The sequence below is a fragment of the Streptomyces murinus genome (assembly GCF_002154555.1).
Classification (GTDB): domain Bacteria; phylum Actinomycetota; class Actinomycetes; order Streptomycetales; family Streptomycetaceae; genus Streptomyces; species Streptomyces murinus.
The window spans coordinates 1-846 of sequence record NZ_MUNF01000542.1; the positions used below are offsets into that span (position 1 = coordinate 1).

General features: G+C 68.2%; 2 protein-coding genes. One reads left to right on the forward strand and one right to left on the reverse strand.

Features of this window, described 5'->3' with window-relative positions:
• The coding region (locus tag CCN72_RS29295; protein WP_107430182.1) for an ArsI/CadI family heavy metal resistance metalloenzyme at nt 1-434 on the reverse strand (434 nt) is incomplete at its 3' end.
• 122 nt (nt 435-556) lie between these two features.
• Between CCN72_RS29295 and CCN72_RS29300 the strand changes: the two genes are divergently transcribed.
• The coding region (locus CCN72_RS29300; protein ID WP_086810984.1) for an ArsR/SmtB family transcription factor at nt 557-846 on the forward strand (290 nt) is incomplete at its 3' end.

The window sequence follows — 846 nt, forward strand, 5'->3', positions numbered from 1 at the left end:
CCGTCGGCCGCGGCGGCGGGGTCGGCCTCGGGGTGGGTCTCGGGGTCGGCGCTCCTGCCGAGGGTGTCGGCGTCGGCCTTCACGACGTACACCTCCCACGGCTCCTTGCCGGGGCCGTGCACCCACACCTTGTCCTGGAGGGCGTAGCAGCAGGAGGTGTCATTCTCCTCGAAGGTGGCGAGACCAGCGTCCTTGAGGCGGGTGGTGGCGGCGCTCACCTGACCGGTGGACTCGACCTCGATGCCCAGGTGGTCCAGCCGGGTCTCCTCGCCGGGGCCACCCTCGATCAGGACGAGCTTGAGCGGGGGCTCGATGATGGCGAAGTTGGCGTATCCCTCCCGCCGCTTGGCCGGTTCGGTGCCGAACAGCTTCGAGTAGAAGGCGACCGACGCCTCCAGGTCGGGGACGCGCAGGGCGAGTTGAGCACGGGACATGGCGGAACTCCATCCGGTTTCGTTCGGCGTCCACGACCTCCACGACGACATCCAGGACGCCTGAATCGATAACTGTCGATGCAAGATTGACGCGCTGCATCGAAGTCTGTCAACATAGACGCATGTCGAATCAAGACCTGGTGCTGCTCGACCAGACCGACGGAACAGCCGGAACCGCCAGCGCCTCCGGAAGCGCCGACTGCTGCCCCGGACTGCTCACCGCTCCCCTGGACGAGGACCAGGCCGCGGAGCTGGCGAAGGTGTTCAAGGCGCTCGGCGACCCCGTCCGGCTGCGCCTGCTGTCGATGATCGCCTCGCGGGCGGGCGGCGAGGTCTGCGTCTGCGACCTGACCCCGTCCTTCGACCTGTCCCAGCCGACGGTCTCGCACCATCTGAAGCTGCTGCGCCAGGC